Source organism: Bradyrhizobium sp. USDA 376 (genome assembly GCF_054063675.1).
This window is the reverse complement of sequence record NZ_JBSSGN010000001.1, coordinates 3,490,895-3,512,446: the sequence shown is the minus strand read 5'-3', so window position 1 is coordinate 3,512,446 and position 21,552 is coordinate 3,490,895. Positions and strand designations below refer to the sequence as shown.

Below are 21,552 nucleotides of genomic sequence, written 5' to 3'. Positions count from 1 at the left end.
CGCAAGGGCGCCTTTGCCCACCCTACGAAACCTCCCGAGCCTCACGAATAACTCGGTGCGTCGGGCTTGCGGAAGATGTGGATGGGATCGCCCGGCACGATCGGCTGTCCCGAGAACATCGCGTAGGCGTAGAGCGCGAGATAGGCGATCGCCAGCGCGCCGATGGCGTAGAAGGCTAGGGTCGCGACGCGCTTCATCGATCGGCTCCATGGCCGTCCCGGCGGGACGGCTCAAGCAGCGCTTCTAGAGCGATGAGGCGAAAAAGGCCAGCCGGCGCCTGCCGGCGGCGATCAAATGCCGCGCCGGCCGCGCGCGGGAACGCTGACGTCGGCGAGCCTTGCGGCGTCCTCGTCCTGGTCGACCGCCACATACTGGCCGTGCCAATAGGCGAGCGCCGCGTTGCGGGTCGAGTTCCTGACGTCCCTGACACGGCCGATGACGATGCCGTGCGAGTGCCGCTCGACGATCTCCTCGACCTCGCAGTCGAACACCGACAACGCACCGACCAGCAGCGGGACTCCCGAGACTGATGTCACCCACTGGGCTCCGCCGAAGCGGTCGGCACCTTTCAGCCCGCCCTTGCCGGCAAAGCGTTCGGCAATGTCGAGCTGGTCGGCATTGAGGATGTTCACGCCAAACGCGCCATGGCGCTTGATCAGCGGGAAGGACGAGGCATCGCGGTTGATGCTGACCAGCAGCGTCGGCGGTTCGACCGACAGCGAGGTCACCGAGGTCACCGTCATGCCGGTGATGTCCTTGCCCCGCCCGGCGGTGATGACGCTGACGCCGCCGGTGAGATGGCGCATGGCGCCGCGGAAATCGGCGGGCGAGACGGGAATTTCGGTCATGAGGTCGCGAGGTACTACATTCATGGCATGGTCCCCAAAGCGGGGTTCCCCTGTATTTAGGTACGATCGTCCGCCGACAAAAGGTGGCTCAGGATCGAGCCTTCGAGGCTGGCGAGCTCGGCCGAGCCGCGCTCGCGGGGCCGGGCCACGTTAACCGTGACGTCATGGGCAATCCGGCCGTCCTCGATCACCAGCACCCGGTCGGCCAGGGCGACGGCTTCAGCGACATCGTGGGTCACCAGGATCGCGGTAAAGCCCTGATCGCGCCAGACCCGCTCCAAGAGGCGCTGCATCGAGATGCGGGTCAGCGCGTCCAGCGCGCCGAGCGGCTCGTCGAAGGCCAGTACGCGCGGGCGGGAGACCAGCGCGCGGCCGAGCGCGACACGCTGCTTCTGGCCGCCCGAGAGCACCGAAGGCCACTGGTCGCGCTTGTCGGCGAGGCCAACCTCGGTCAACGCCTTCTCGGCGCGGGCATGCGCATCCTTCGATGCGCGATCGCGGCCGAGACCAACCTCGACATTGGCGAGCACGCGGGCCCAGGGCAGCAACCGCGGCTCCTGGAACATCACACGGATGTCTTCGGGCTGCACATCCTGGCCGAAGCCGATGCTGCCGGCATCGATCTTTTCCAGGCCGGCGATGAGGCGCAAGAGCGTGCTCTTGCCGCAACCGCTCTTGCCGACAATGGCGACGAACTGACCGGCAGGGATGTGCAAATCGATGCCGCGCAGCACCTCGTTGTCGCCGAAGGACTTTCGCAGGCCGCGGATGCTCAGCGGCAGGCCGGTGGTCTGCACCGGACGCTCCTCGCGCACGACACGGGCGTGGGGCGCAAAATTGGCGCGGCTGGCGAGCTCGGTCTCGGGCAGGGACGTACGAAGCGCTGTCTGCATGTGATTCCCAGTATTTCTGCTCAACGTTTTTGGAAGGCGGGGTGCCAGGAGAGCGTCAGGCGCTCCAGCACGCGGGAGGCGCTGTCGGCGAGCTTGCCGAGCAGGGCGTAGATCAGGATCGAGAGCACGACGACGTCGATCAGCATGAACTCACGCGCCTGCATCGCCATGTAGCCGAGGCCCGAGGATGCCGCGATGGTCTCGGCGACGATCAGCGTCAGCCACATGATGCCGAGCGCGAAGCGGATGCCGACGAAGATCGAGGGCAGCGCGCCCGGGAAGATGACGCGGCGGAACAACTCGCCATCCGTCATGCCGTAGATGCGGCCCATCTCGATCAGTTGCGGATCGACGGTGCGGATGCCGTGCAGCGTGTTGAGGTAGATCGGGAAGAACACACCCAGCGCCACCAGGAACAGCTTTGCGCTCTCGTCGATGCCGAACCAGAGGATGACCAGCGGGATCAGCGCCAGATGCGGCACGTTGCGCACCATCTGCAGCGTGGTGTCGGTGAGCTTTGCCGAAAGCTGCGACAGGCCGTTGGCGAGCCCGAAGGCGAAGCCGATGCTGCCGCCGATCAGGAAACCGATCGAGGCGCGCCAGAACGAGACCCAGATGTTGCGGACGAGCTCGCCGGAGAGCAGCAGCTTCCAGCCCGCAAGCGCGACATCACTCGGCGCCGGCAGCACGCGCGTCGGCACGAAGCCGGTGACGCAGGCGACCTGCCAGATCGCGATGATGGCGAGCGGCACGATCCACTGGACCAGGCCGTCGACCCGCGGCAGGCGGACGCTGCGGGGGAGAGAAATGCTGTCGATGAGGCTCATGATTGCGACACCCGGTGTTGCGGACGGAAATCGCTGCCGACCGTCTCGCCGAAAGGCCCGCCGTTGAAGTGAAGCTTGGTCACGTTGCTCGGCTGCTCCAGCGAGAGCAGCGGGAACACCAGCTCGGCGAAGCGATAGGCTTCCTCCAGATGCGGGTAACCGGACATGATGAAGGTATCGATGCCGAGATCCTGATACTCCTTGATGCGGGCCGCGACGGTCTGGGCATCGCCGACCAGCGCCGTGCCGGCGCCGCCGCGCACCAGGCCGACACCGGCCCACAGGTTCGGAGCGATCTCGAGCTTGTCGCGCTTGCCGCCATGGAGCTGCGCCATGCGCTGCTGGCCGACCGAGTCCATCCGCGCGAAGTTCTTCTGCGCGGTGGCGATGGTGTCGTCGCTGACATGCTTGATCAGCTCGTTCGCGGCGCGCCAGGCTTCTTCATTGGTCTCGCGGACAATTACATGAAGGCGGATGCCGAAGGAGAGTTTGCGGCCGCGCGCGGCAGCGACCTCCCGCACCTTCGCGATCTTCTCGGCAACCAGAGCCGGCGGCTCGCCCCAGGTGAGATATTTGTCGACGGTGTCGACGGCGACGTCGATGCCGGCATCGGACGAGCCGCCGAAATAGAGCGGCGGCCGCGGCGACTGCACCGGAGGGAACAAGAGCTTGCCGCCCTCGACATGGATGTGCTTGCCCTCGACATTGACGGTCTTGCCGGCGAGCAGGTCGCTATAGACGTTGAGGAATTCGCGGGTGACCTCGTAGCGCTCGTCATGGCCGAGGAAGATGCCGTCGCCCTTGTTCTCGACGGGATCGCCGCCGGTGACGACGTTGACGAGAAGCCGGCCATTGGTGACACGGTCGAGCGTCGCGGTCATGCGCGCCGCGACGCTCGGCGATTGCAGGCCGGGGCGGACGGCCACGAGGTAGCGCAGCCGCTCGGTGAACGGCGCAACGCTGGAAGCGACGATCCAGGAATCCTCGCAGGACCGGCCGGTCGGAAGCAGCACGCCGAAATAGCCGAGCTGGTCGGCGGCCTGCGCGATCTGGCGCAGATAGTTGAAATTGACCTCGCGGCCGCCGATGCCGGTGCCGAGATAGCGGCCGTCACCGTGCGTCGGCAGGAACCAGAGGATGTTGGCGTTGGTTTGGTTACTCATGACTTTGCTCACGATCCTGACTTCCGGGCCACGTCGGAAATCTTGATGGATTTGGGGATCAGGCCCAGCGCGAAGAATGCGTCGGCCACCTGTTGCTGGTCGGCGATGACGGCATCGGTGATCGGCTTGATGCCGTAGGACTGCCGCTTCAAGGCCACCTCGACCACGGGGACGGACAGGCCGATCGCCGGCGCCAGTTGCTCGGCGACTGCATGGATGTCGCCCTTGGCCCAGTCGTCGACCGTGCTGAGCTCCGCGAGCACGGCGTCCACGATCTTCGGGTTGGCGTCGAGGAATTTCTTGGAGGAGAAGTAGAACTGGTAGTTGGCGACGATGCCCGTGCCATCGGCCAGCGTGCGCGCGCCGGTGGCGGCTTCCGCCGCCGCCTGGAACGGATCCCAGATCACCCAGGCATCGACCGCGCCGCGCTCGAAGGCGGCGCGCGCGTCGGCCGGGGCGAGGAACACCGGCTCGATCTCCGAATATTTGACGCCGGCCTTCTCCAGCGCCTTGACCAGGAGATAGTGGACGTTGGAGCCCTTGTTCAGCGCGACCTTCTTGCCCTTGAGCTCAGTGACCGATTTCAGCGGGCTGTCCTTCGGCACCAGGATCGCCTCGCCCTTCGGCGCCGGCGGCTCGTAGGCGACATACTGGATCGGCGCGCCCGCGGCCTGCGCGAAGATCGGCGGGGCTTCGCCGGTGTTGCCGAAATCGATCGCGCCGACATTGAGCGCTTCGAGCAGCGGCGGGCCGGAGGGGAATTCGGTCCACACCACCTTGTAGCCGTCGGCGGCGAGCTTCGGCTCCAGCGTGCCCTTGCTCTTGAGCAGCACCAGCTTGCCGTATTTCTGGTAGCCGATACGGACCACCTTGTCCTGACCGTAGGAGGTGCCGACCGCGGCGGCGACGATGCCGATCGACAGCACGATGGCCGCGATCACGCGTTGGACGATGCGCTTCATGTTCAAACCCTTTTGGGTGGGAAGATCGGTCGGCACGATCAGGCTGCGGGGTTGCGCCAGACGATGTCGCGAATGACGATCGGCTTGGGGATCAGGCCGAGCTTGTAGAAGCGGTCGGCGACGCCCTGCTGGGTCACGACGATGTCGTCGGTGACGGGACCGACCACGAAGTTCGCGCGATTGGCAGCGACGGTCTGGATGTCCAGCGGGACGCCGGTGATCGCGGCGAGCGATCTGGCGACCTCGTCGCGGTGCTGCTCGGCCCATTTGCCGGCCGCGGTCGTCACATCGACGATCTGTTGCAGGATGGCGCCATGGTTCTTCGCGAACTCGCGATTGGCGATATAGAAGGAATTGGTCTTGGTGACTTCACGCGAATTGATCAGGATGCGGCCGTTCTGCTTGGTCTCGCCGATCGCGAAATACGGATCCCAGATCGCCCAGGCCTCGATGCTGCCATTGGCAAAGGCCGGGCCGGCGTCGGGCGGGGTCAGGTAGACCGGCGTGATGTCGGCATAGGTGAGGCCCGCCTTCTCCAGCGCCTGCACCACGACGTTGTGCGCGCTGGAGCCCTTGGTGAAGCCGATGCGCTTGCCCTTCAGGTCGGCGATGGTGCGGATCGGCGAATCCTTCGGCACCAGGATGCCCTGACCGTTGGTGATGGGCTGGCCCGCGGCATAGACGATCGCCGCTCCGGCCGCCTGCGCGAACACCGGCGGGGAATCGCCGACCGCGCCGAAATCGACGCTGCCGACATTCATCGCCTCCATCATCGGGGGGCCCGAGGAGAACTCGATCCATTTCACCTCGATGCCTTGCGGCGTGAAATGTTTTTCCAGGACGGCCTGCTGGCGCGTGATGACCAGCACGCCGGTCTTCTGGTAGCCGATACGAATTTCCTTCACCGCGCCTTGCGCGTTGGCGCGCGAGGCGAACGCAGCCGCAACTGCGGTTCCAGCGGACAGTTTCAGAAAGTTACGACGCAGCATTCCAAGCTCCCGGCCGCGTGCGGCCGTCATCATTCAGGTTTTGGGAATGATGGTGCGGGTTAGGAAAGCTGTCGAGACACGCGGAAAAATAGCGATGCGAGCACTGCGCGTGTGGCGCAGCGCATGATTAATCTTTCAAGCGGCGGAGCGAATGAAGATGGAATTTTTCTGCACGCGGATGTGAAGACGGCGCGTTTGGTCTCAAAAGTCACGGCCGGAACAAAAAACGGCGAAAACAACCCCATGCACAGTAGCCGGGGCGTGCAAAAACAACGACCTACGTATTATCCGAAGTTCGTTTGACTCGTCGGGCAAAACAGGGGCATGATGGCATCATCGCGGCGTTCGGAATCGGCGGTCCCCCGCCAGCCTAATGCAGCCATCGCACCGGCAAATTCTGCAGTCCTCGGAACGCCCAGCCTCCAATTCGCACCGGCTCGTCATCGGTGATCTCGATGCGACCCGCACGCGCGAATACGGTCGGCAGCGCGACCTCGGCGATCATGGCGCGTGAGGCCCAGGCGCCGGCGCAGAAATGCGGGCCGGCGCCGAAGGCGACGCTCTTCGACGTATCACGCTGCACGTCGAACTGGTCGGCGTGCTCAAAGTGTTTCTCGTCGCGGTTGGCGGAGCCGAACATCAGGAACACGCGCTCGTCGAGCTCGAACGATACATCGCGAATGGTCCAGGGCTTGGCGATGCGTCGCGGCGACATGCCGATCGGCGAGATCCAGCGGGCATATTCCTCGAAGGCCTGCAGCCAGGACACTTCACCGCGCAGGACCAGATCGAGCTGCTCGGGATGGGTGAGCAGCGCCCACACCGTGCCGGCGATCGCCTTGCGCGGCTCGTTCTGGCCGCCCGATATCGCGAGTTTTACATTCGCGCGGACGCTCTCCATCGGCATGCCCGAGCTAAGGAGCACGCCGAGAATGCTCTGGTCCGGGTGCTTGCGCATCACCGGCAAAATGTCGTCGATCGCGGCGTCGATGCCTGATGTCGCGGCGTGGCAGCGCGCCTCGACCGCGGGATCGCCGGCGTAGTTGGCGATGCCCTCGATCATGCCCTGCGACCACGCGTCCATATCCTCGAAGCCGATATTGGTGAGGCCGGTGATCGACTTCAGGCATTCGCCGGAGAACGGCAGCGCGAAATCGCGCATGAAGTCGATCCGCCCCAGCTCGATCGCATCGAGGATGCGATCGGCATGGGCCTGGAACAGCGCGGTCCAATGCGCCTTGACGGTCTTCGGCGAAATCGTCGGAAACATCGCGCGCCGCTCGACCTGATGCGCCTCGCCATCCTTGCGCATCATGTTGTGGCCCATCAGCCGGTTCATCAGGCCGGCCGGCTGGTGCGAGGAGAACACGTCGATCTGCTTCTCGGAGATCGAGATGTCGTCGCGGCTCGTCAGCAGCGTCGAGCCGAGCTGCGGCACGAAGGCGATTGGCGCCTCCTTGCGCATTGTCGCGAGCATCGGATAGGGGTCGGCCCAGAATGTATCAGGGTCGATGTCGATGCGCGGCGCGGTGCTCAAGTCTCGCTCCCTTGTTGTCTCCTCGATACCAAGGCTAGCGCCTTTCAGGTGCCGCCGTCTGTCCCCATCGATTGGGACAAGCGGCCTCGGGGCGTACCTTCAAGACCGAAGTACGCGCGGGTGAGATAGCGACGTCCGCATTGCCCACAACGGCGGATGTTGACGACGCTTAGGCGAATGTTCGTCAAGGGCCATTTTCAGCCCCTTGCATCGCAGCAAATGGCTTCCTCATTCGATGACCTCGTCGGCGCGGGCGAGCAGCGTCGGGGGCATTTCGAGGCTCAGGGCGTTGGCGGCCTTCAGATTGATGACCAGTTGGAATTTGTTGGGCCGGTAGATTGGGATGTCGCCCGGCCTGGTCCCGTTGAGAATCTGGTGGACATCAACGGCAAGTCGTTCGGCAAGCTCACCGAGATCCGGCGCATAGCTGATCACCCCACCCGAATCCGTATAGTCGCGAAAGGGATAAATCATCGGAAGATGAAATTTCCCGGCTAGTTCGGTGATCGAGACGCGTCGTGCCAAAAAGCTGCCGCTCGCATCAACCATGGCAGCGTCGAACCGCTGTGACGCCAACTCGGCAAAGGTACGTCGGAGTTGCTCATCATTCACCTCCAGAAAGAACTTCCAGCTCAGCACGACGCCCAGGGCCTGCCCTGCCTTCTGAAGCGACAATCCCAGGGGAGTATCCATCAGGGTACGCGACGATGTCAGGTAAGCGACCTTAGCGGCCGAGGGCATCGCCTCCTTCAGGATTTGCAGGCGCTTCGCGACGATTTCGTAGCCTGCATCGACGCTGACACCCGTCAGGTTGCCTCCGGGATGCGCGAGGTTTGCAACCAATCCTGTCGCGATCGGGTCTCCCATGATCGCGACAATCGGTATCGTTGTCGTGGCCGCGGCGAACGCTTGGATCAGTTCGTTAAGATTTACAACGATCACCTGCGGGCCGCTGCCAACGACGGCAGCAGCGAGAGAAGTAAAGTGTTGCGAGCGCCCCTCCGCTGAATAACGCTGGACGACAAGATTGCTTCCTTCGGCATAACCGAGCCCACGCAGCGTTTGATAAAACCGGCTCACCCAGAAGGGACCAGCAGTCTCGGTCAGCTGATCGGCAGGGATACCCGAATGAACCAACGCAATGCGGTGTTGCCGCCGCGCCTGCTGCGCCCGCCCCGCGAGCGGCCAGGTCGCTGCCGCACCGCTCACAAGCGTGATGAACTCCCGTCGCTGCATCGCCAATCCCCGATGCTTCCGACCCGAGCGTAAGCAATTTTTGGCGCAGGTCCAAGCGGCGATACGTCCCCATGCATCAAAGCATATCGGTCCCCCACGAACGTCTTTGCGCTCCCGTCAGTGCCTGGCCCAGCTCGACGGATTCGGCCATCCTGTATCTTCCCAAGCCTTTGTCTGCTTTCAACTCAGACGGCAGCTCCGGCCAGCAAGAAAGCGCCGCCAAGCGCGACCATCACAAGTCCAGGCCAGTTCGATTTGACGCCGAAGCCGCTACCGGGCCTTTCAGGCTCCAGCGTGTCACGCCCGGAGCGAAGCCACTTCCCACCGCTGAATCGGCCTCGCCAAATGGGCTGAAACGCCATTTGGAATACGCCGCCGAAAACAAGCAGCACTCCAAGCCATATGAGAGTCATGCTCACCTCCTCTACCCGCGAACGCCGATAGGTGGCTGCGCCGAGAACCGTGGTCCATTCAACGTCTGCCCGCTGCTCTCGGAATCAGACCGACCGTGAAAGCCGCCGGGCGGACCAGCGCGCTGCACGCAGGCTGGGGATCGCACTCACCGAAGCTCAGACTATGTCCAAGCGTCCTGCTTAGTCCTCGTCCGGCTCGCGCACGACCGCCGGTTCGTCGGTTTGGTTCTCTTCATCGTCTTGCTCGTCCTCGTCCTCCTCATCTTCTTCGTCGTCATCAGGATCTCGGGGCGGCATCGTGTTGGTCATGATCGCGAAGACATGCCGGTCGATCCCAGCGGGAACCAGCTCAGGAAGTAGGGTCATGTTGTTGCTCCTCGGATGTGACCCCTGGGACACTCTACTCCTATTCGGCGGAGCAGACACGAAACGCCCCGCCAACGGCCGGCTGGAGCCCGGCGATCACCCGTACCGGAATAACCTCAGACCCCTCAAATAGTTGAAATATGGACATGATTTCTGCTATGCGTCCATCCGGACCCGCCCGGGAAAAAGTAGCAATTGAGTTCCGCTGAAGGGGATTGGTATCAAGGGGCTTGGACGGCGAAGCACGAAGGCTCATACGGAAATGCACGCCGCGCGTCTGAAAAGATCGGTCGAATCTGATGGGTCCAGCGCAGCAATGACGGGCATCGATTTCGAGCAGATTGTGGATCGCATCCATGAGGCCGCGACTGTCCCGGAGCTCTGGCCGGACGTCCTGGAAGACATCGCTCATGCCGCAGGTGCGCATGGAATGGTCATGATCACCTCGGACTCCGATCAGTGGGCTGGCGTCTGGAATGGTGTCGTGACGTCGCCGTCGATCCGTGAGGCATTCTCGGCGTTCCTACGCGACGGCATCTCCAGTCGTACGGAGACGACCCCCAGGCTCCTGGCACTCGATCACCCCGGCTTCGTCAGCGAGCAGGATGTGTTTTCGCTGGAAGAATGGGAGCGTGATCCATATCGGGTGGAATGGAACAAGAAGTGGGGCTTCGAGCACGCTTGCGCGACCGCGGTCCGTAGCCCTTCCGGTGAGATCATCGTTTTCCATATGGAAAGATTGGCCGGCCGCCCCGCTTTTTCGCGGCAGGATCTCGATTTTCTCGACCGGTTTCGCCCCCATCTCGCGCGGGCAGCTCTGCTGTCGACGCGCTGGCGTCTCACCCGGATGCGGGCGGCGACCGAGGCGTTGTCGCTTGTCGGCTTGCCGGCCCTCGCGATTGCGCGCTCCGGACGGGTTCTGGCAGCGAACGCCTTGATCGAAGGCATGACGGACGTTCTGCAGTGGTTGCCGAAGGACCGGATCGCCATCAGAGACCGCGCGGCCGATACCCTGCTGCGCGCCGGCCTGGCTCAACTGGATTCGCCGGACAAAGCCGTGTGCTCCTTCGCCGCGCGTCGCACAAGCGATCTTGACCGGGTGGTCCTTCATCTCGTTCCGATGCCAGGTGAAGCACGGGATCTGTTCGATGGGGCGGTTGGTCTCCTGATCGCGACGCCAGTCACCGCCTCCCAGGCGCCGAGCCTGGCGCTCATTCGCGGCCTGTTCGATCTCACCCCCAGCGAGGCGCGCGTTGCGCGCGGAATCGCGCAAGGACAGACGATCGGCGACATCGCGGCGCATCACGGGCTAAGTCGTGAAACGATCCGCACGCAGATCAAGGCAGTCCTTGCCAAGACGGGAACGCGGAACCAGAAGAGCGCAGCGGCGCTTTTCGGTGCTATCCCCAAACTGCCCCTCAAGGATTGAAGCCAGACTTATCCAGCCAGACCGGATTCGCCCTGGCATAGGCATGAGCAAGCTCCTCTTCACCCAAATGGGTGAAGACACAAGCCAGTCCGCCGGGTTCAACTCCGTCTGAGTTGGGTGTCTGGCGAGAAGCGGCGGGGATGGCGAGACCGGAGTTTCCGATTTTCGAGGTGACCCTGGCACAGCGCAGGCGAAGGACATGGGCCTGGAGCGTCTGCACCGTCCAGGGCGCGGTCGTGATGCAGGGCCGGGAATCCAGTCGACCTGCCGCAAAGTACCAAGCCGAAAGGGCGCTTTTCATGCTGCTGCTAACCGCGCCCTATCGGTCGCGACTTTCCGTCTAGCGGGCGCTAGGTGGCGGATAGCTCGGCCGCAGCCGATCCTTCGAGACGCCCGCCGATGGCGGGCCCTCAGGATGAGGGCGGAGTGCGCGGCGGCAATTTCAACGGGGCAAATGCTGCTTAGCCTCATCCTGAGGAGACCGCTGAGCGGTCGTCTCGAAGGACGGGGCGCTTGCTCTGGTCGTCACCAAGAAGCCATCTGCGATAGCCCCGCCATTCCGGGAGGCCGGCCTTGAGTCCGTCCCTGGCGATAGGGACAGCAGCCTAAGCGTCCGCCAGCAAGCGACCATGTGTTAGCCAATGGTCGATCTGCCAGGTCTCGTAACCAAGCAATTCGCCAAAGCGCCGTTCGCGATCATCGGACCAAGCTCCCGGTTCGTTCAGCAGCGCAAGCATGGCGTCAATCCGCCACTCGTTACCGGGCAATGTGTAGAACAGCATCCGACGTTCGAGCTGCGGCGACCCAGGACATGGCTCGATCAGCTCGCGTTTCGTCAAGCGGCCTTCGGCGACGTGCCTGTCGAACATGCGCCAATACCGAATATAGATGTCCGGCTCTTGGCCAACGATATCCATGAAATATGCGAGAGGCTTGGCGCCCCGAAGCATCAGGCCGAGCTCTCTGTTGGTGTGAACCAAATAGGGCAGTTGACGAAGCCATTCGGAATGCATGTTGAGCATGTTGGTCGCGCAACGTTAATTTCTGCTAAGGGGTCACGCGCGAACGTTCCAGACGCAAGTCAACGGTGGCTTCCGACCTAATCCAGACAAACGCCGCCCTGGAAAGGATCGCAGCAGCTGTTGAGAGGCAATCGTCGGGTTAGCCTGACGTTTGGCGGCTAATTTCCGGAATGACCGTCAGAGCCGCCCGACCAACCGTCATTCTGGCTGGGTCCAAAGTTCGTATTGTTTCGATCCGGCGAGACTCGCATGCCCTGGTAACAGGCATAGCCAATGAACCCCAATAGGACGACCAGGCAGATAGGTGCAAGGAGCCAGTCTGGCATGTTCTAGTCCTCGGTCAGTCCTGCTCGCCGCAAATTGCATCGGATGATACGCCAAAATGTTTCAACTACAGATTCAACCAAACGCTAAAATTGGATGGAAACAGAGATCGCGGACTTGGAGTCCCCCTTAGTTCTGGCGGCCGGACCCGGCCAGCAAGCCCAGCACGATTGCGAACAATTCGCTCTGCGAGGAGATGCCGAGCCGCTCATAGGCGCGCTTGCGGTAGGTCAGCGTCGAATGCAGGCTGATGCCGAGCGCCTGCGAAATCGCCTCGGAGCTGAAGCCTTCGAGGATGCGGCAGCAGACCTCCCGCTCGCGCGGGGTGAGAGCGGCAAGCGGCGCGCGGGTGGCGAACAGGGCAGCGAGGGACTGATCTGGCGCTGCCGTCTCCTGAAAATGACGGGCGACGCTTGCTGCGATCGCCGGGGCGATCGCCTCGAGCCGTTCACGCTGCGCGGCGCTGAAGCGGCCCTGCGCGGCGATGCGATAGAAGTTGACATAGAAGCAGGTGTCGCCGGTCCAGATCGCGGTCGCGCATTTGTCGACGATGCCGGAATCCTGGAAGAAGATTTTTCGGTAGCGCGCGCCGTACATGCGCGGCGCGAACGCCGGCAGCATGATCGGCGCACCGCCCTCGCCCTCGAACAGCGCATCGCGGTTGGGATCGGATTGGTGAAACTGGCCGGCATAGGCCGCGCCGAGATCGCCGCCGATCGGGATGTTGCCGGCATCGAGCAGGCAGCGCGCCGCACCGCCCCGGCTCAGCGCGAACGCCATGCAATGGCCGACGTCCGCCTGCCGGCGCAGCGTGTCGATCAGGATTTTCGGGAAATCGGAGCGGCCGATGGCGAGCACCGCGGACGTGACGTCACCCGCCGCCAAGCCTGAGCCTGTCCCGTGGGACCGCATCGCTTCCTCCGCACAACGTAGTTTTGCGAAAGGATAGCAGCAACGGGATATCGACGGAAGTCGGAGCGGCCTCAAGTCCGCCTACGAGCGGCCTACTTGCCCTCGTTCCATATGTCGGTGGTGAGCTTCCAGTCATTTCCGACCTTTTCCCAAACAACGACGTACTTCCCGGTCACTTCCTGCGGCGTCGGCGCTTTGGTCTTCAGAGCAAACGTGCCGATCTCGCGCGCCGCCAAAGGGCCAAGCGCCTTCACGTCAACAGTCGCGAGCTTGGGATCGCCGACCTGCTCCGCCATGCTTTTCCACATTCCCTCGATGGCTGCTCGACCCTGCACCATCGAAGAACCGGGCGGCAGCACGATCGCATCGGCGCTATAGAGCGACGCAATGCCAGAGAAATCGCCCTTGTTGAACAATTCAACAAATTTGGCATTGATCGCTTCAATCTCGGGCTTCTGAGCCAATGCCGGAGCCGCCAGCGCGATCACGAATACAATCACCAACCCGATGTTGCGCATAATCATCTCCAACTCAATCGACGACTCGAATGCAGCGCGGCCGATGCTCCACAGGGGATGCGTTGAATGCCGCATCCCAGACCGCGTTTGACGAAACAGCAACTCCGGAGGATTACCGTAAGCAATATTGACGAGATGCAGGATGCGGCAAACGAGATGACCGGCGAGCAATGCTGCAGGACCGCAAAACGCTTTGCTCCGAGAGAAGAGGCCCGCCAGCTCTGGTGACAAGTGTCCGCCCAAGAGCCGAGAGCCAAGAGCCGGGCCGCGAGGCGCTCAATGGCGCAACAGCACGGTATCGCGCAGCACGCGGCTCGAGCTTAAGACAGAGCCAATACCTAAGGCCATCAGCAGCAAGCCCACCCAGGTTGCCATCCAGCCCCCCTCGTCGGCCGTCTCCGCAACGCGGATGCTCACCGGTGGCACCTGGCCAGAGGCCGCGTCGATTGCGGGCGCTGCAAGCTTCTGCACATCTACTTGGGTCGGCACGGCGTTCTCGGGCGTGGGCTGGCCGGCTGGAAGAGGGGTAACGGGCGCGGCCGGCGTCAAGGGCGTCGCGCTCGTACCGACAAAGAAAGCGGCATCAGCGACCTTGACCTCGCGTGGAGGCGGCGCCGGCTCGACGCCCTCTGCCGGTGTGGAGCGCTCCAACTCGGCGCGCGCATCAACTACCGAGATCCGCCGCCTGGGCGGCGCAGTTTCGTTCTCGTCAGGATTGGCGCGGCGATGGGCCACACGACGATGAGCCGGCTTTTTCACCGTGGTGATACGCTCGGCCAGGAACCAGCATTTGCGGCCCTGATCTCGCCGATAGACCCAGTGCTGGTCCGCTCCGGCCGAGTTACCGGGCCGCGACAAGCATTCCGCCTGCGCCGGAGCGGTCGCCGCCGGCTCGCGCGCAGCGTTATTGAAAAGGTCGGCAAAAGGGCTGGAGAACGCGGGTGTCGCTACCAGAACCCCAACAAGAACTAAACTCGCCTGGCAATGCCGCAAATAACCGGACATCGAAAACTCCCGGTATTGAGCCCCCACCGGTATGACCCTTCTCGGCGAGATGGGCCGCCATGCGGCCCAAATCTGGCGGAGCCATGGATTCATTGTGCGCGAGGCGCGAGGAACCGTGGGTGCAAAGCCCGCCCAGTAGCGCCCCGGTGGCAACGCGATGCATCTTCCTTGCTCGCTTCTTGTCGAAGATCGCTTGTGACCCAAAGCGAACGTCTGGTCGACCATCTGCGGCAGTTGGCTGGTGGGCTGCGAGCCATCAACGGAAGCCGACAGCTGGTCGACTGATTCCAATTCACCAGTCCAGCCTACCTAGGTATGTCCCCTTCATACCCGTGCGCAATGGCGCCAACCGAGTGCCTGATGCTACCAATAGATCCAGAGTGAAAAGCAACGGAACCGGTCTCGCGGACCGGCAGTTGCCGAGCAAGGTCGGCGGCGTAACGCCCGCCGGTCTTTCTCGATCAGGCGGACTGCCACGGCTGACTGCAGAGAGTACGCCATGAGAAACATCGCCGATCTCCTCATGCGGTTCTGGCAAGGGAGCCAGTCCACATCCCATACCGAGGTTGCGGCTTTTGCCGAAAACCGGGATCGATCCAGCATGGCTGATTTTGTCCGGATCCTGCAGTCCTACGATCAAGACCAGTACGGCAGGAGCTAGAGGCGACCGCGTCAGACCGTGATGCGATTGTCCGAGCAAACAATTCGTCCGAGACTTACACCACCTCTTCCGCGCAGGATGTTCAGCCCACCGGCCCCAGCGTCCAATCGTCCCCTGCAAGCGGGCTGACTTTCACGTCCTTGATGACTCCGCGCTCCAGGCTCGGATCGAAATGGCGCATCGTGCGCTCGTTGAAGTCGATGATGCGGCCGGGCCGGAGTGGTCCCACGTCATTGATCTTGACGATCACCTTCTTGCCGACGGCCTCGACGAGTGCAAATTTCGGCCTCGCACCAAATAGCACCCCACCGAATTTCCGACGCAAGGTCGTCTTGATCGCAGCCGCCCAGTCGGAGGGATCATAGCGCTCACCGGAGGCTGTCTTCGGACCGCCCTCCTCCTTGCCGGGCTTGAACGGATTGTACGTGGATGCAGCGCCAACGACCGCCTCCCCGGAGGCGGCATCGACGACGGCTTTTGCGTGACCCCCACGCGTTTCACTTCGAGCAACAGTGACAGAAACGGCAAGCGCAACCAGGGCGCCGCAAAGCGCGGCGCTCGAGCGGAACAACATCATAACTCCTGTGATTTTTTAGATCGCCGGTTCCCGAAACCGCAAACAGCACAAGCGAACGCGGACGCGTTCATGAAGCTTGCACCGGACTTTTACGGGTTCGTGCCAACCCCTTGGCTATGGAACCGATGTGCGAACCAAAGTGGTTCCCACGCAGTGTTTTACGTTATCCCGACTAAGACAGAGAATGCGTCAGCAACATGACTTAACGAGCGGCCTATTCCGCCGCCGCTTTCACTGGGGCGACATTGATCGCGAGCTTGCCGTAGCGATCCGTAAAAGCCTCGGTGTCGATCTCCTCGAGCTTGATCTCTCCGCTCATCACGCCTTGCTTCCAGGCAGCTTGTGCCGGATCGTTCTGAAACTCCGGCATCACCTCGCGACCGAACAGCTCCAGCGATTCGCAGATGTGCTCGTGGCTGTTCTTGCCAGCCTGGTTGAGCAGGATAACTTGATCGATATGCGAAGACTGGAAGCGCTTCAGCTTCTTTCGGATGGTCTCGGGCGAGCCGATCAGGCCGCCGCGCAGCGCGGCCTCCTGCGCTTCCGGGTTGTCGCGCTTCCACTTGTTGTACTCGTCCCACATGTTGACGGTGTAGGGCGCGGGACGCTGACGGTTCTGCGAGGCGCCGTAGAAGCGCAGCGCGAACTGAAAGAAGGTGGCGCCGTCGGCGCGCGCTCGCGCTTCTTCATCCGTCTTCGCGCACATGAAGAACGACACCAGCGCCATGTTCGGGTTGATCTCGTAGTCGGCCAATTTGTGCAGCCGCTTGGTCATTGCATTGTAGTAAGCGTGCACCCAGGCGTGCGCAGCATCGGCGCTGACGAACTGGAAGCCGAGTGCGCCAAAGCCATGACGGCCGGCGCGCTCGATGGTCGGCAGCTGCGAGCAGGCCATCCACAGCGGCGGATGCGGTTTCTGCACCGGCTTGGGCACGACGTTGCGCAAGGGGATGTCGAAATACTTGCCGTGATGCTCGGAGCCTGCATCCCTGAACATCGGGAAGATCGCGGCAACGGCCTCCTCGAACACCTCCTTCTTGGTCTCCATGTCGCGCCCGAACGGCGTGAGCTCGGTGATCGAAGCGCTCTCGCCCATGCCGAACTCGCAGCGGCCGTTACTGAGCAGATCGAGCACCGCGACGCGCTCGGCGACGCGCGCCGGGTGATTGGTGGTGAGCTGGAGGATGCCGTGGCCGAGCCTGATGTTCTTGGTGCGCTGGCTGGCGGCGGCGAGGAAGGATTCCGGCGAGGGCGAGTGCGAGTATTCCTCGAGGAAGTGATGCTCGACCACCCAGGCGTGGTCGTAGCCGAGCCTGTCGGCGAGTTCCATCTGCGAGAGGGCATTCTGGTAGAGGGCGAGCTCGTCACCGGCCACCCAGGGCCGCGGCAGCTGCAGCTCGTAGAAGATGCCGAACTTCATGACGCCTCTCCCGCTTATTTTTGTTGAGTTCATCTTAAAGTGTGAGGCGGAGCTGTCTACGGAGCGGCAATTCCGCCGTGCGGGAGAATGATTCCGAGCCTCTGGGTCGTCCCGGCGAAGGGAGCTTGATCCAGATCAAGGCCGTACCGGCCCAAATGCAGCAAAAGTGCTGCAAGGCAACGGCCCGGATGCCGTCCCGATGATTCCCATACCATCCCGAAGAGACCGAATATGTCGGCCCCTGACGACACGACTTCGCGCGTGCGCCGTAAGCGCATGGAGATTTTTGCGTTCCTGTTCCTGACCGCGGTCGTGATGCCCGTCCTCGCGGTCGGAACGGTCGGCTCCTACGGGCTCGGCGTCTGGATCTACCAGATGTTCGCCGGCCCTCCCGGTCCGCCAACCTCCGCGCATTGATCGTTCGAAAAGCGAAAGACAGCCATCATGGCCTCACTGAACAAAGCAACGCTCAACCGCCGCGCACTGATCACCGGCCGCGTGCTCAGCGCCGACCGCATCGTGCCGCCGCCGGGCGCCGAGATCGCCAGCGTCATCGTGCAGGCGCGCCCCGAGCGGCTCGCCGAGGTCGAAGCCGAGATCAAGGCGCTGCCCGGCTGCGAGATCCACGGCCGCGACCCGCGCGGCAAGCTCATCGTGGTCACCGAAGCGCCCGATGCCGGCAGCCTCGGCACCATGCTCAACACCATCCAGTCGCTGCGACACGTCTATTCCGCGGCGCTGGTCTTCCACGCCATCGAAACCGCCTGAGTCAGGAAGAGCCATCATGACATCGCCGAAGCTCGACCGCCGCCAGATGCTGAAGCTCGAGGCTGCCGCGATCGCCGCGGCCGCCGCCGGCCTTCCGGCGCCGGCGCTCGCCGCCAACCTCGCCGCCGAGCGCGAGGTGAGCGAAATGAAATGGGACAAGGCCGCCTGCCGCTTCTGCGGCACCGGCTGCTCCGTGATGGTCGCGACCAAGGACAACCGCGTCGTCGCCACGCACGGCGACATCAAGGCCGAGGTCAATCGCGGCCTCAACTGCGTCAAGGGCTACTTCCTTTCCAAGATCATGTACGGCCACGACCGCCTGACGCAGCCGATGCTGCGCAAGACGGGCGGCAAATACGACAAGAACGGCGACTTCACGCCTGTGTCCTGGACCGAAGCCTTCGACATCATGGAGTTGAAGTGGAAGGAGGCGATCAGGAAGCGCGGGCCGAACGGCGTCGCCATGTTCGGCTCCGGCCAGTGGACGATCTGGGAGGGCTATGCGGCGTCAAAGCTGTTCAAGGCCGGCTTCCGCACCAACAACATCGACCCCAATGCGCGGCACTGCATGGCCTCGGCCGTCGCCGGCATGATGCGCACCTTCGGCATCGACGAGCCGGCCGGCTGCTACGACGACATCGAGGCCACCGACGCCTTCGTGCTGTGGGGCTCCAACATGGCGGAGATGCACCCCATCCTGTGGACGCGCATCGCCGACCGCCGGCTGTCCGCGCCGCATGTCCGCGTCGCCGTGCTCTCGACGTTCGAGCACCGCTCGTTCGACCTTGCCGATATCGGCATGGTGTTTGTGCCGCAGACCGACCTCTACATCCTCAACGCCATCGCCAACCACATCATCAAGACCGGCCGCGTCAACAAGGATTTCGTTGCCGCGCATACCGTGTTCAAGCGTGGCCAGACTGACATCGGCTATGGCCTGCGGCCGGAGCACCCGCTGCAGAAGAAGGCGACGGGCGCTGCGAAAGCCAACGACTCCACCGACATGAGCTACGACGAATTCGTCAAGTTCGTCTCGGAGTACACGCTGGAGAAGGCGGCTCAGATGTCCGGCGTGCCGCTCAATCGCCTGGAAGCGCTCGCCGAGCTCTATGCCGATCCCAAGACCAAGGTGATCTCGTTCTGGACCATGGGCTTCAACCAGCACACCCGCGGCGTCTGGTGCAACAACCTCGTCTACAACATCCACCTCTTGACCGGAAAGATCTCCTCGCCCGGCAACAGCCCGTTCTCGCTGACGGGCCAACCGTCGGCCTGCGGCACCGCGCGCGAGGTCGGCACCTTCTCGCATCGCCTGCCCGCCGACATGGTCGTGACCAACAAGGCGCATCGCGACCACGCCGAGCACATCTGGCAGCTGCCCGAGGGCACCATTCCCGACAAGAACGGCGCGCACGCCGTGCTGCAGAGCCGGATGCTGAAGGACGGCCTGATCAACGCCTATTGGGTGCAGGTCAACAACAACCTGCAGGCCGGCCCCAACGTCAACGAGGAGACCTATCCGGGCTTCCGCAACCCCGACAATTTCATCGTGGTGTCGGATGCCTATCCGACCGTGACGGCGCTCGCCGCCGATCTGATCCTGCCGACCGCGATGTGGGTCGAGAAGGAAGGCGCTTACGGCAATGCCGAGCGGCGCACGCAGTTCTGGCACCAACTCGTCACCGCGCCAGGCGAGGCCAGGTCCGACCTCTGGCAGCTCATGGAGTTCTCCAAGCGCTTCAAGATCGAAGAGGTCTGGCCCGAGGAGCTGATCGCCAAGAAGCCGGAATATCGCGGCAAGACGCTGTTCGACGTGCTCTACAAGAACGGCCAGGTCGACAAATTTCCTGTTACGGAGATCGAGCAAGGCTATGGCAACGAGGAAGCCAAGGCGTTCGGCTTCTACGTTCAGAAGGGCCTGTTCGAGGAATATGCCCAGTTCGGCCGCGGCCATGGCCACGACCTCGCGCCGTTCGACACCTATCACAGGGAGCGCGGCCTGCGCTGGCCTGTCGTCAACGGCCAGGAGACGAAGTGGCGCTTCCGCGAGGGCAGCGACCCCTACGTCAAGCAGGGCACCGACGTGCAGTTCTACGGCTATCCCGACGGCAAGGCGCGCATCTTCGCGCTGCCCTTCGAGCCGGCGGCGGAATCGCCCGACAACGAATATCCCTACTGGCTCTCGACCGGCCGCGTGCTGGAGCACTGGCATTCCGGCACCATGACGCGCCGCGTGCCCGAACTCTACAAGGCGTTCCCCGAGGCCGTCTGCTTCATGCATCCGGACGACGCGCAGGACATGAAGCTGCGGCGCGGCGATGAGGTGAAAGTGGTCTCGCGCCGCGGCTTCATCCGCGCTCGCGTCGAGACGCGCGGCCGCGACCGGCCGCCGCGCGGCCTGGTGTTCGTGCCGTGGTTCGACGAATCCAAGCTGATCAACAAGGTGACGCTGGACGCCACCGATCCGATCTCGCTGCAGACCGATTTCAAGAAATGCGCCGTGCGCATCGAGCGGGTGAGCCTGTCATGATGAAACGATTTGGTATCGCCCTGCTCGCGGTCGCGATTGCCGCCGGCGCGAGCTCGCTGACCGCGCAGACGGTGACCTCGGGCCTGCGCGGTGCGGCGCCGCTCAATGACGAGGGCCCGGCACCGCCGATGCTGCCCAACCGCAACACGTCCGAGAAGGAGGTGCGCAACTATCCGGAGCAGCCGCCCGTCATCCCGCACACGATCGACGGCTATCAGATCGATCTCAACGGCAACAAATGCCTGTCCTGCCACGCGCGGGCGCGGACCGCGGAATCGCAGGCGCCGATGGTGTCGATCACGCATTTCATGGACCGTGACGGCCAGTTCCTGGCCTCCATCTCGCCGCGCCGCTTCTTCTGCACCGAATGCCACGTGCCGCAGAACACGGCCAATCCGCCCGTCAGCAACGACTTCACCGACATCGACACGCTGCTGTCGCGCGCAAGCCCCGGTGGCCGCCGATGACGACGACTGCTGACGAGCCAAAGGAGAAGCTGGAATCCAAGCGCGGCTTCATCGCGCGAAGCTGGGATTTTGCGCTCGAGCTCTGGGGCGTGCTGACCCGGCCGAGCTCGGTGTTCGCGCTCGGCACGCTGGTGCTGGCGGGCTTCGTGGCCGGCGTGATCTTCTGGGGCGGCTTCAACACCGCGCTGGAAATCACCAACACCGAAAAATTCTGCACCGGCTGCCACGAGATGAAGGACAACGTCTTCGCCGAGCTGAAGTCGACCATCCACTTCACCAACCGCTCCGGCGTGCGCGCGACCTGCCCGGACTGTCACGTGCCGCACAACTGGACCGACAAGATCGCGCGCAAGATGCAGGCCTCCAAGGAGGTCTGGGGCAAGATTTTTGGCACGATCGACACGCGCGAGAAATTCCTCGATCACCGGCTCGAGCTCGCCGCGCATGAATGGGCGCGTTTCAAGGCCAACGACTCCCTGGAATGCCGCAACTGCCACAGCGCCGATTCCATGGACATCACCAAGCAGTCGCCGCGGGCCTCGGTCGCGCACCAGCGCTTCCTGTTCACCAAGGAAAAGACCTGCATCGACTGCCACAAGGGCATCGCCCACCAGCTGCCCGACATGCGCGGCGTTCCCGGCTGGCAGTAGGGTTTGGCGAGGCCTGAGCAAGCGCCTCGTCCTTC

24 protein-coding genes are annotated in these 21,552 nt (G+C 63.3%); 8 read left to right on the top strand and 16 right to left on the bottom strand.

Going from position 1 to position 21,552, the window contains the following annotated elements; all coding sequences use genetic code 11:
* Positions 1–41: 41 nt before the first annotated feature.
* The 7 genes from ACVJ19_RS16450 to ACVJ19_RS16420 all read right to left on the bottom strand — a co-directional run bounded on the left by ACVJ19_RS16450 (position 42) and on the right by ACVJ19_RS16420 (position 5,682).
* Positions 42–197 carry a hypothetical protein gene (locus tag ACVJ19_RS16450; RefSeq protein WP_167523728.1) on the bottom strand — a complete coding sequence of 52 codons (156 nt, stop codon included), beginning with the start codon at positions 195–197 and terminating at the stop codon, positions 42–44.
* 93 nt (positions 198–290) lie between these two features.
* Positions 291–872, bottom strand: coding sequence for a flavin reductase family protein (locus tag ACVJ19_RS16445; protein ID WP_453950100.1), 582 nt, complete (start codon positions 870–872; stop codon positions 291–293).
* 32 nt (positions 873–904) lie between these two features.
* Positions 905–1,741 (bottom strand): ATP-binding cassette domain-containing protein, encoded by an 837-nt coding sequence (locus ACVJ19_RS16440; RefSeq protein ID WP_453950099.1) that lies wholly within the window; start codon positions 1,739–1,741, stop codon positions 905–907.
* 20 nt (positions 1,742–1,761) lie between these two features.
* Positions 1,762–2,568 carry an ABC transporter permease subunit gene (locus ACVJ19_RS16435; protein WP_453950098.1) on the bottom strand — a complete coding sequence of 269 codons (807 nt, stop codon included), beginning with the start codon at positions 2,566–2,568 and terminating at the stop codon, positions 1,762–1,764.
* Complete coding sequence (gene ssuD, locus ACVJ19_RS16430; RefSeq protein WP_453950097.1) at positions 2,565–3,731, bottom strand: FMNH2-dependent alkanesulfonate monooxygenase; 1,167 nt, start codon at positions 3,729–3,731, stop codon at positions 2,565–2,567. Before ssuD ends, ACVJ19_RS16435 begins: the two co-directional genes overlap by 4 nt.
* Positions 3,732–3,739: 8 nt before the next feature.
* Complete coding sequence (locus tag ACVJ19_RS16425; RefSeq protein ID WP_453950096.1) at positions 3,740–4,693, bottom strand: sulfonate ABC transporter substrate-binding protein; 954 nt, start codon at positions 4,691–4,693, stop codon at positions 3,740–3,742.
* Positions 4,694–4,731: 38 nt separating this feature from the next.
* Positions 4,732–5,682, bottom strand: coding sequence for a sulfonate ABC transporter substrate-binding protein (locus ACVJ19_RS16420; RefSeq protein WP_453950095.1), 951 nt, complete (start codon positions 5,680–5,682; stop codon positions 4,732–4,734).
* Positions 5,683–5,805: 123 nt separating this feature from the next.
* Between ACVJ19_RS16420 and ACVJ19_RS16415 the strand changes: the two genes are divergently transcribed.
* Positions 5,806–5,985: a hypothetical protein gene (locus tag ACVJ19_RS16415; RefSeq protein WP_453950094.1), complete on the top strand. Its 180-nt coding sequence runs from the start codon at positions 5,806–5,808 to the stop codon at positions 5,983–5,985.
* Positions 5,986–6,052: 67 nt separating this feature from the next.
* Here ACVJ19_RS16415 and ACVJ19_RS16410 read toward each other — a convergent pair whose 3' ends face one another.
* The 3 genes from ACVJ19_RS16410 to ACVJ19_RS16400 form a co-directional block, all read right to left on the bottom strand.
* Complete coding sequence (locus ACVJ19_RS16410; protein ID WP_453950093.1) at positions 6,053–7,219, bottom strand: cytochrome P450; 1,167 nt, start codon at positions 7,217–7,219, stop codon at positions 6,053–6,055.
* A 228-nt stretch (positions 7,220–7,447) separates the two neighbouring features.
* Complete coding sequence (locus tag ACVJ19_RS16405; RefSeq protein WP_453950092.1) at positions 7,448–8,455, bottom strand: ABC transporter substrate-binding protein; 1,008 nt, start codon at positions 8,453–8,455, stop codon at positions 7,448–7,450.
* Between the two features lie 593 nt (positions 8,456–9,048).
* Entirely contained in the window at positions 9,049–9,234 is a 186-nt protein-coding gene (locus ACVJ19_RS16400) for a hypothetical protein (protein ID WP_453950091.1), read from the bottom strand.
* A 316-nt stretch (positions 9,235–9,550) separates the two neighbouring features.
* Between ACVJ19_RS16400 and ACVJ19_RS16395 the strand changes: the two genes are divergently transcribed.
* Complete coding sequence (locus tag ACVJ19_RS16395) at positions 9,551–10,663, top strand: helix-turn-helix transcriptional regulator (protein ID WP_453950090.1); 1,113 nt, start codon at positions 9,551–9,553, stop codon at positions 10,661–10,663.
* A gap of 605 nt (positions 10,664–11,268) precedes the next feature.
* On the opposite strand, the gene ACVJ19_RS16390 is transcribed toward ACVJ19_RS16395, so the two are convergent.
* From ACVJ19_RS16390 to ACVJ19_RS16375, 4 genes are all read right to left on the bottom strand, one after another.
* Positions 11,269–11,685, bottom strand: coding sequence for a hypothetical protein (locus tag ACVJ19_RS16390; RefSeq protein WP_453950088.1), 417 nt, complete (start codon positions 11,683–11,685; stop codon positions 11,269–11,271).
* Between the two features lie 453 nt (positions 11,686–12,138).
* The gene (locus ACVJ19_RS16385) at positions 12,139–12,921 is read right to left on the bottom strand and encodes a helix-turn-helix transcriptional regulator (protein ID WP_453950087.1); all 783 of its coding nucleotides are present in this window, start codon (positions 12,919–12,921) and stop codon (positions 12,139–12,141) included.
* A 92-nt stretch (positions 12,922–13,013) separates the two neighbouring features.
* Positions 13,014–13,670 (bottom strand): YybH family protein, encoded by a 657-nt coding sequence (locus ACVJ19_RS16380; protein WP_453950086.1) that lies wholly within the window; start codon positions 13,668–13,670, stop codon positions 13,014–13,016.
* Between the two features lie 45 nt (positions 13,671–13,715).
* Positions 13,716–14,444: a hypothetical protein gene (locus ACVJ19_RS16375; protein WP_453950085.1), complete on the bottom strand. Its 729-nt coding sequence runs from the start codon at positions 14,442–14,444 to the stop codon at positions 13,716–13,718.
* Positions 14,445–14,943: 499 nt separating this feature from the next.
* Here ACVJ19_RS16375 and ACVJ19_RS16370 point away from each other — a divergent pair, with 499 nt between their 5' ends.
* The gene (locus tag ACVJ19_RS16370) at positions 14,944–15,105 is read left to right on the top strand and encodes a hypothetical protein (RefSeq protein ID WP_453950084.1); all 162 of its coding nucleotides are present in this window, start codon (positions 14,944–14,946) and stop codon (positions 15,103–15,105) included.
* Between the two features lie 82 nt (positions 15,106–15,187).
* Here ACVJ19_RS16370 and ACVJ19_RS16365 read toward each other — a convergent pair whose 3' ends face one another.
* Both ACVJ19_RS16365 and ACVJ19_RS16360 read right to left on the bottom strand, forming a co-directional pair.
* Complete coding sequence (locus ACVJ19_RS16365; protein ID WP_453950083.1) at positions 15,188–15,682, bottom strand: septal ring lytic transglycosylase RlpA family protein; 495 nt, start codon at positions 15,680–15,682, stop codon at positions 15,188–15,190.
* A 214-nt stretch (positions 15,683–15,896) separates the two neighbouring features.
* Positions 15,897–17,102, bottom strand: a complete 1,206-nt coding sequence (locus ACVJ19_RS16360; RefSeq protein ID WP_453950082.1) for an LLM class flavin-dependent oxidoreductase — start codon at positions 17,100–17,102, stop codon at positions 15,897–15,899.
* Between the two features lie 231 nt (positions 17,103–17,333).
* Here ACVJ19_RS16360 and napE point away from each other — a divergent pair, with 231 nt between their 5' ends.
* The 5 genes from napE to ACVJ19_RS16335 are packed head-to-tail and all read left to right on the top strand — an operon-like array spanning position 17,334 to position 21,517.
* Positions 17,334–17,519: a periplasmic nitrate reductase, NapE protein gene (napE, locus tag ACVJ19_RS16355; protein WP_018641487.1), complete on the top strand. Its 186-nt coding sequence runs from the start codon at positions 17,334–17,336 to the stop codon at positions 17,517–17,519.
* A gap of 27 nt (positions 17,520–17,546) precedes the next feature.
* A complete protein-coding gene (locus ACVJ19_RS16350; protein WP_453950081.1) occupies positions 17,547–17,870 on the top strand; it encodes a chaperone NapD in 324 nt (107 codons plus the stop codon).
* Between the two features lie 16 nt (positions 17,871–17,886).
* On the top strand, positions 17,887–20,400 hold the full coding sequence (gene napA, locus ACVJ19_RS16345; protein ID WP_453950080.1) for a nitrate reductase catalytic subunit NapA: 2,514 nt from the start codon (positions 17,887–17,889) through the stop codon (positions 20,398–20,400).
* Entirely contained in the window at positions 20,397–20,867 is a 471-nt protein-coding gene (locus tag ACVJ19_RS16340; RefSeq protein WP_026311763.1) for a nitrate reductase cytochrome c-type subunit, read from the top strand. Before napA ends, ACVJ19_RS16340 begins: the two co-directional genes overlap by 4 nt.
* Positions 20,864–21,517: a NapC/NirT family cytochrome c gene (locus ACVJ19_RS16335; protein ID WP_246820851.1), complete on the top strand. Its 654-nt coding sequence runs from the start codon at positions 20,864–20,866 to the stop codon at positions 21,515–21,517. The genes ACVJ19_RS16340 and ACVJ19_RS16335 overlap by 4 nt, the downstream gene beginning before the upstream one ends.
* The last annotated feature ends 35 nt before the right edge of the window (positions 21,518–21,552 follow it).